Origin of the sequence: Ferruginibacter sp. (genome assembly GCF_014377975.1) — a bacterium.
Lineage (GTDB): Bacteria > Bacteroidota > Bacteroidia > Chitinophagales > Chitinophagaceae > Ferruginibacter.
Window position 1 is genome coordinate 1 of the sequence record NZ_JACMOO010000230.1, and the last position, 1,626, is coordinate 1,626.

Genomic DNA, 1,626 nt, shown 5'->3' on the forward strand with positions numbered 1-1,626 from the left:
AAACGATACAAACTAATTATTTATTGCACTGATTGCTAAGTATAGGCGTATAAAAGAAGAAACTTGTTTTTTGCTATAAGGCTGTCTAAAAACAGCTCAGCATAATTCTTAAAACTGTTTTTGGGTGAAAAAATTGTGGATACCACCTTACCGACTATGCCGGGTCTATGCTAATTACGATGCACCCCATTAACCTTTGCCATAGCGGCACCATTGAATATGTCATAAAATATGATAAACGCATAACTGTAGCTCCTGGTTGGATAATGCCCAATTTACATGCATGCGAAAGCACTGGAAAGTATGGTATAAACCAATTCGAATTGCACTAACTATTGTATCAACTTTGCAATTTGGTCAAAAGGTATGGAGCTGGCCATAGCAATAATCTCAGTATCTGTGCTGTTATTTACATTTAATGTTACAAGGGCATTACTGAATGGTATTTCCAACCGGTAAGATGGACTACCACCTGCATTATCCTCCTTAGTTAACCTCGATTTATAACCTTGTATTTTTAGCACTTTTGTTTTGCCATCGTTGCCCAAACCCGCTAATAATGGTGAAGTAAGAAATGCATTTAGCATTCCTAAAAGTGGCGAATTATTCACTATTTCTACATCTGCCTTTTGTATTCCTTTACCATAACTGCGATGAATGGTTGCACCAACAAAACTAATGTTACCTGTTACATTATCCTGGGCAGTAACAGCCGCCAGTGTGTCCATTTTTAGCGGTAGTAATTTCAAAACTTCCTTACCAATAATGATGTCAATCTCCTGCATGGATTGTTGCAAAGCAAAATGGGCATCTTCCAGTTTACCCGAAGCATAAGCACTTTTGGCCGTAGCTACATCTGTTTTAAAATTCAAAACCTGGCTGTAGGCCTGCAGGTTTATAAAAAATGAAAGTATTATTAAGCAATGTTTCATTGTATGATCTTTTAAATATGAATATTATTTCTCTCCCAACTTCTTTTTCACGCCATCGATATCAAAATTGTTTACAGCAGTCAGCATATCCTCTTCGGTACTAAAGTTGATGCCCTGCCAGGTCATCATACCTGACTGACCAAGGGCTACCAAAACTGAATAGCCTTCGTTAGCCTCAAACTTTATGGCTGCTTTGTAACCTTTTACTTTAATCTGTTTCATATTCTGCGCTTCACCGTTAGACTGTGTTGCATAAGCATTATTGAAGTACATATCCATCATGCCCGAATACAAAGGATTGTTGCCAATTACTACGGTCATTTGCTTATCACCTTGCCTGTAAATACGTTGTATTGTCAGGTTCGCCCAACCCCACCGGGTACTCATTACGCGGTCTTCGGTTGTATCTGTTGGCAAATTCGCCACAGTTGTGGGTAACGACTTTAATATTAACTGACCTATTTGTATCTCAACGCCTAACAATGCCTGTTGAATGGCATAGCGTGCCTCACTAAAATTTTTTGCATCGTGGGCTTTTTCAGCGTCCGAAATTTGCTGCACAACATCAGGCGGGGTTGAATTTTTTAAACCTTCTCCACTGGTGTTTCGGGGCTTACCACTTTTATTGGTACCGGGTGCATTACCAGTATTATCCTGGCCCATCCCGGTTTTCTCATCAATCTTTTTATCAATT

The 1,626-nt window shown here is 39.1% G+C and carries 2 protein-coding genes; both read right to left on the reverse strand.

The genetic code is table 11. The features are described 5' to 3' along the window. Nucleotides 1-332 precede the first annotated feature (332 nt). Nucleotides 333-932: a hypothetical protein gene (locus H7254_RS12480; RefSeq protein WP_301933281.1), complete on the reverse strand. Its 600-nt coding sequence runs from the start codon at nucleotides 930-932 to the stop codon at nucleotides 333-335. 24 nt (nucleotides 933-956) lie between these two features. Further along, nucleotides 957-1,626: hypothetical protein (locus H7254_RS12485; protein WP_301933282.1), on the reverse strand; the 670-nt coding region annotated here is incomplete at its 5' end.

Bases quoted from the DNA above. Each gene is read 5' to 3' on its own strand.
- H7254_RS12480 (WP_301933281.1), bottom strand. From the start codon at position 932: ATGAAACATTGCTTAATAATACTTTCATTTTTTATAAACCTGCAGGCC.